The 6,690-nt window shown below is 37.2% G+C and carries 6 protein-coding genes; 5 read left to right on the plus strand and 1 reads right to left on the minus strand.

Going from position 1 to position 6,690, the window contains the following annotated elements; genetic code table 11:
* Positions 1-1,665: ATP-dependent DNA helicase RecQ (locus H7254_RS14945; protein WP_301933721.1), on the minus strand; the 1,665-nt coding region annotated here is incomplete at its 3' end.
* 249 nt (positions 1,666-1,914) lie between these two features.
* Here H7254_RS14945 and H7254_RS14950 point away from each other — a divergent pair.
* The 5 genes from H7254_RS14950 to H7254_RS14970 form a co-directional block, all read left to right on the plus strand.
* A complete protein-coding gene (locus H7254_RS14950; protein ID WP_301933722.1) occupies positions 1,915-2,880 on the plus strand; it encodes an SIS domain-containing protein in 966 nt (321 codons plus the stop codon).
* A 65-nt stretch (positions 2,881-2,945) separates the two neighbouring features.
* Positions 2,946-4,028, plus strand: coding sequence for a mannose-1-phosphate guanylyltransferase (locus H7254_RS14955; protein WP_301933723.1), 1,083 nt, complete (start codon positions 2,946-2,948; stop codon positions 4,026-4,028).
* A gap of 171 nt (positions 4,029-4,199) precedes the next feature.
* Positions 4,200-5,354 carry a methionine aminotransferase gene (locus H7254_RS14960; protein ID WP_301933724.1) on the plus strand — a complete coding sequence of 385 codons (1,155 nt, stop codon included), beginning with the start codon at positions 4,200-4,202 and terminating at the stop codon, positions 5,352-5,354.
* A gap of 169 nt (positions 5,355-5,523) precedes the next feature.
* Positions 5,524-5,676: a hypothetical protein gene (locus tag H7254_RS14965; RefSeq protein WP_301933725.1), complete on the plus strand. Its 153-nt coding sequence runs from the start codon at positions 5,524-5,526 to the stop codon at positions 5,674-5,676.
* A gap of 553 nt (positions 5,677-6,229) precedes the next feature.
* On the plus strand, positions 6,230-6,690 hold a 461-nt coding region (locus H7254_RS14970), incomplete at its 3' end, for a carboxypeptidase-like regulatory domain-containing protein (RefSeq protein ID WP_301933726.1).

Consider the following 6,690-nt stretch of genomic DNA (forward strand, 5'->3'; position numbering starts at 1 on the left):
CGCATCTGCATCTTCAAATAAATTATTTAATATTATTTTAAACGATTCCGGCTTCTTTATAAATGCTTGTCCTTTTTTGGTAATTTTCAATACGCCGTATTCTTCAATATCTTTTTGAATCAGTCTTTCAAGCAGCATCTGCCGCATCAGCGAATTCCAAAAAAGTTCATCCCTGCTTTTGCCAATTCCAAAAAAATCCCGCTCATCATGCCTGAACATTTTTACTTTGGGGTTGGGTTTGCCCCGTAAAATATGCATCAGGTATTCCATTGTAAATTGTTCATCCAGCCCCTTTATAATTGTTAAGGCCTGGCTTGCTTCTTTTTTAGCTTCCATCATTTCTTTCGGATGGTTGCAATTGTCGCACATTTTATCGGTGCATTGTACCACATCATATTCTTCCCCAAAATAATTCAGTAAAATTTTTCTGCGGCAAACAGAACTTTCACAATAGGCCACGGTTTCATTAATCAGCTGTGCGCCTACTTCCCGTTCGCTCAGCGGCTTATCTCTCATTAAATGTTCAAGCTTCGCCACATCTTTATGACTGTAATATAAAATACATTTTCCTTCCATGCCATCTCTTCCGGCACGACCAGTTTCCTGATAATAATTTTCTATTGATTTTGGAATATTATAATGAATTACAAAACGAACATCCGGTTTATCTATCCCCATTCCAAATGCGATGGTGGCGACAATTACCTGTACATCTTCATTCAAAAAAAGATCCTGGCGGTCGGCTCGTAATTTACTATCCAGCCCTGCATGATAAGCCACTGCTTTTATCCCATTGGCCATCAGCATATCAGCCAGCTCTTCAGTTGTTTTTCTGTTGAGCGTGTAAATGATTCCGCTTTTACCTTTGTTTTGCGATACAAAACGAACAATGCTTTTTACCGTTTGATCCTTATTTATTTTCGGTAAAATCTCGTAATATAAATTGCCCCTGTTAAAAGAAGAGATAAATATTTTAGGGTTACGCAATCCCAGGTTTCTTAAAATATCGCTCTGCACTTTTGGGGTAGCTGTAGCGGTTAATGCAATCATAGGTGCATGTGGACTTATTAATTCCATCATCTCCCGGAGGCGGCGGTACTCCGGTCTAAAATCGTGGCCCCATTCAGAAATACAATGTGCTTCGTCAACAGCAAAAAAGGAAATGTTGAGGTCTTTAAAAAACTCAATATTCTCTTCCTTGGTAAGTGTTTCCGGTGCCACGTACAACATTTTTGTTCTGCCGGTAACTAAGTCGTCTTTTACAATTTTTTGTTGCCCTTTATTGAGAGTGCTATTTAAAAAATGCGCTACATCGTCTTTGCTACTGTAACTTCTTACCAGATCAACCTGGTTTTTCATTAAAGCAATCAGGGGCGAAACAATAATGGCACAACCCTCACTTATAATGGCAGGTAACTGGTAGCACAAACTTTTACCACCACCGGTAGGCATAATTACCAATGCATCATTGCCAGCCAATAAATTTTTTATGATTGTTTCCTGGGGGTCTTTAAAACCATCAAAGCCAAAATAGTCCTGTAACTGGGCTGTTAAATTCAGGTTTTTTTCTAAACTGATTGCTTTTACTGCTGATTTTTTCGGAAGCGGTTTTTCTTTTTTTTCTTTAGTAGAAATAGTTTTCCCGGGTGTTTTTATTGTGGTCATATAGATATCTTCTCTTTCAGGATGGGTTAAAAATTATAGGAAAATGAATAAAAATCAAATGGCTAAAAAAATCCCTTTTACCACCTAATATTTTAAAGGAGCGTGAAGTTACTTCAATACACCTGTATTTTCAAATTCCCGCAAATGTTAAGGATTAATTAAGTTAGGCAAATATTTTTAAAATGAAAGAATAAAATTAGGCCACCTTTTGCGTTGTGACCTATTTAAAGTAGGTTTGCCTCCGTAACAATGAGTAATAAAGATATTATAACAACAGCAAAAAGCACCATTCAGCTGGAAGCGGATGCCATTAAAAAGTTACTTGATTTTATTGATGGTAATTTTGAAAAAGCCGTTGACACAATTGCATTTTCAAAGGGTAGGCTGGTAGTAAGCGGTATTGGCAAAAGTGCCATCATTGCCCAAAAAATTGTGGCTACTTTTAATAGCACCGGTACACCCGCTTTGTTTATGCATGCGGCCGATGCCATACATGGCGACCTGGGCATGATACAAAAGGAGGATATAATTATTATCATCAGTAAAAGCGGTGATAGTCCTGAAATTAAAGTGCTGGCAACACTGATAAAAAACTTTGGCAATACACTGATTGGTATGGTGGGCAACACAGCATCCTTTTTAGCTAGCCAATGCGATATTATTTTAAATACTACCGTAGATCAGGAAGCTTGTCCTAACAACCTTGCGCCTACAACAAGCACCACTGCACAAATGGTGATGGGTGATGCACTGGCTGTTTGCCTTATGGAGGTAAAAGGTTTTGGCACAATAGATTTTGCCAGGTTTCATCCGGGTGGAATGTTGGGGAAGAAATTATACTTAAGGGTTATGGACCTGTCTTCACAAAATGAACATCCCGCCGTATTCCGCAATGCTACTATTAACCAGGTAATTGTTGAAATGACGCGGAAGCGGTTAGGAACAACGGCAGTAGTTAATAACGATAACACCGTTGCGGGTATTATAACAGATGGAGATTTACGCCGCATGCTGGAGAAAACGATCGAGTTTTCCGCATTACAAGCTCAGGATATTATGTCGTCCCGTCCCGAAACAATCAATGCGGCAATGCTGGCAGCAGATGCACTTGAAATAATGAAAGCAAAAGATATCAGCCAGTTAATAGTAATAGAAAATGGTTTGTATGCAGGCATTATTCATTTGCATGATTTAATAAAAGAGGGTATTATTTAAAGTAAATGATGCTGCTAAAACATTCAATACATTTGCGTTGCAAAATTGAGATATAAATATAAAAAATGAATAACAATAACTATGTAGCCATCATGGCAGGGGGTATTGGCAGCAGGTTCTGGCCTTTAAGCAGAACAGATTTTCCAAAACAGTTCCTGGATATTTTGAACACCGGCCGCACCCTGATCCAATCCACCTACGACCGGTTTACCTTATTTATACCGAAAGAAAATATTTACGTTGTTACTACACATCAGTATAAAGATATCGTTGCTGCACAGTTACCCGATATTCCGTTAGAAAATATTTTATGTGAACATTCGCGAAAAAATACCGCACCTTGTATTGCATACATTTCTTACAAACTGAACCAGTTAAATCCGGAAGCCAATTTAATTTGTGCCCCTGCAGATCATATTATTCTTGATCCTGAAGGGTTTAGAAATACCTGCCTGCGGGCATTACATTTTACTGAAAATATAAAAGCATTGGTAACGCTGGGCATCAAACCCACACATCCCAATACAGGGTATGGTTACATTCAGTACGATCAGCAGGAAGTGAGTGAAAATGTTTTTAAAGTAAAAACTTTTAGCGAAAAGCCAGACAGGGAACTTGCTAAAACATTTATATCAAGCGGCGATTTTTTATGGAACGCAGGCATCTTTGTTTGGCAGGTTAAAAATATTGTAAAAGCATTCGAAACTTTTTTGCCTGAAATGCACGATGTATTTGATGCAGAAAGAAATAATTTTTCTACAGCAAATGAAAAGGAAGCCATTGAAAGAATTTATCCGCAATGCGTAAATATATCTATTGATTACGGGATCATGGAAAAAGCGGACAATGTATACATCATTCCTTCATCTTTTGGATGGAGCGATCTGGGTACCTGGGCAAGTGCTTATGATAATCTTGAAAAAGACTATCTGGAGAATGCGGTTTCGGGCGATAATGTAATGATCATTGATGCCACAAAAAATATCGTGCATGCCGGTAATAAAAAGCTGGTATTGATACAGGGCCTGGATGATTTTATAGTGGTGGATACAGAAGATGTATTATTGATTTGTAAAAAAGATAAAGAGCAGGAAATAAAAGAATACGTAGCGGAAGTAAAAAGAAACAAGGGGGATAAATTTATTTAGGGTTAATAGGGTATTGACCATTCTTGAATTACCACCTAAAAAGTGGCCAGGTGTACGCCCCAAAAACCTCCGGATGCAAAACGAAAACTCTATTTTTAAACAGCCTCTGGAAACTGTTTTATTTCCTGTTGATATCTATGTTGATTATTAAAGTTAAATGTATCTGATTCAATGCCTTCACTTTCCATACACAGTAAACTTCCGCTGGTTGGCACTACAATTTTTACGCGGATGAGTGTGCTGGCGGCAGAACACAATGCCATCAACCTCGGTCAGGGATTTCCCGACTTTATGATGAATGCCGGACTGATTGGATTGGTGAATGACGCAATGAAGAAAGGCAATAATCAATATGTTCACATGAACGGCCTTGCATTATTGCGGGAAAGGCTGGCCGAAAAAATCGAAAATCTTTATGCTGCCACTGTACATCCGGATACGGAAATAACCATCACACCGGGAGGAACATACGCCATCTACACGGCACTTACAACGATATTGCAACCCGGTGATGAAGTAATTGTTTTTGAACCGGCATACGACAGCTATATCCCCAACATCCTAATCAACGGAGGAGTGCCAGTATTGATTCCACTTAGTTATCCTTCTTATAGCATCAACTGGCAATTGGTTAAAAAAAGTATCACACCAAAAACAAAAATGATCATGCTAAATTCACCTCACAATCCTACGGGGATGGTGTTAAGCAGTGATGATATTGAACAATTACGCAGCATTGTAAGGGATACCGGCATTTTTATTTTAAGCGATGAAGTGTACGAGCATTTAATATTTGATGATCTGCCGCATGAAAGTATGTTACGGTATCCGGATTTGAGGGAAAGAAGTTTTGTATGTTTTTCATTCGGTAAAACCTATCATTGTACGGGCTGGAAGCTGGGATATTGTGTTGCTCCTGATGCATTAATGAAGGAGTTTAGAAAAGTACACCAGTTTAATTGCTTTAGCTGTAATAGTCCGGTGCAGTTTGCGTTGGCAAATTTTATTCAACAAAAAGAGCAGTATCTGCATTTGGGTGCAGCAGTGCAGCAAAAGAGAGACTTTTTTCAATTATTGATGCAGCAAACAAAATTTAAAGCATTGCCCTCTCACGGAAGTTATTTCCAATTGTATAGTTATGCGGGTATTAGCGAAGAAACTGAAATGGAGCTGGCAATAAGACTTACTAAGGAATATAAAGTGGCAACAATACCGGTGTCAGTTTTTTACAGTAAAGAAAAAGATGATAAGGTATTAAGGTTTTGTTTTGTAAAAAAAGAAGCCACACTGGAAGAAGCGGTAAACAGGTTAATAAAATTCAGTTAGAAATTCGATAGCTTTATTGGTGAAAATTTGGCAAAGCTGTTCCCATTCCTGCCTTTTTTTAATCTTAGAAGGATTTATATTCCATCACAAGCCGTAAGTGGTACCCCACTATTTTTTCAGACAATAATTAACAAAACTTGCCGTTACATGTACGATAAAATTAAATGTAATGGCAACCATCCCAAAAAATAATGGATTTCCCGTAATGCAACTGGTAAAAAACGTGATAAATAAATTAATGCAAACACCGGATATTTATCCCATTAAATACTATAAAAAAGGTAAAAAGGCAGGCAGAAACAGAAACTTCCTGTTGATATAATTTAGATAATTAACCTTCATAGAATAAATATGCCCTCATTTTTTTGAGGGCTTTTTTGTTGTAGCTTTCTTTATGTTTTATGTAAATTTTGTTGGCAAATTGATATTTAAATCAAGTATTTATTACGCAAATTTATCCTCCACTCTTTAAAACTGAAACTTCATTACGTCAATCTTTACTAAAATTCAATTTTCGCCATCCAAATCATTTGCCTTTTATTACTGCATATTCACTACTGAAAAATGCCTGTAAGCGTTTTATCTCCCAAGTAAAAGTAAAATTGACTTTTTAAAAAATTTAAGATCTATTTTATCCTCTGCAAACGTTTGCAATAACATTTTCAGTCCCTAGAAACTTTTATAATTATTACAATGTTAAATCAAAGTTATAATTTCAAATCACGATTTGCTTTTACCAGTCTATTGCTATATGAAGACGGTGTTCTGTCCTTGAATGCGGTTTATCTGCCGCCATATTCTTCATAAACAATTTACCGAAAATAATAGTCGTAATTGTTATTAGTCCATTAAAAACTAAAATTAAACAATCAATTATGAATTTAAAAAAACTCGCAAAAGGCATGCTATGCCTCTATTTTGCTTTGTTTTCCACAATGTCTTATGCCCAAAACAAAGAAGTAACTGGTAAGGTAACCGACTCGAAAGATGGTTCTCCTGTTGCCGGTATATCTGTTTTAGGCGTCACTTCCTCTGGTAAAAAAGTTGGTACTGCCACTGCAAATGACGGGACCTTTAAATTGTCTTCTGTGGAAGGTATATCTAAAATCATACTTTCCGGAGTAGGCTTCGATAAACAGGACTTGAATGTTTCAGGCAAATCGGAGGTTGCTGTTTCGATGAAAGGCAGCAATAATTCCTTAAATGAAGTGACTGTAGTTGGTTATGGTACCCTCAAGAAAAGAGAAATCACAAGCGCTATTACCCGTGTAAACGCAGAGCAATTTAATAAAGGTAACATAAATGATGTTGCCCAGTTATTGCAAGGTAAAGTAGC

It is taken from the genome of Ferruginibacter sp. (assembly GCF_014377975.1).
In the GTDB taxonomy this organism is placed as follows: Bacteria; Bacteroidota; Bacteroidia; order Chitinophagales; family Chitinophagaceae; genus Ferruginibacter.

What these genes read in the sequence shown, in the direction of transcription:
- H7254_RS14965 (WP_301933725.1), top strand. Translation starts at nt 5,524, where the DNA reads ATGGCAACCATCCCAAAAAATAATGGATTTCCCGTAATGCAACTGGTA.
- H7254_RS14955 (WP_301933723.1), top strand. Translation starts at nt 2,946, where the DNA reads ATGAATAACAATAACTATGTAGCCATCATGGCAGGGGGTATTGGCAGC.
- H7254_RS14950 (WP_301933722.1), top strand. Translation starts at nt 1,915, where the DNA reads ATGAGTAATAAAGATATTATAACAACAGCAAAAAGCACCATTCAGCTG.
- H7254_RS14960 (WP_301933724.1), top strand. Translation starts at nt 4,200, where the DNA reads ATGCCTTCACTTTCCATACACAGTAAACTTCCGCTGGTTGGCACTACA.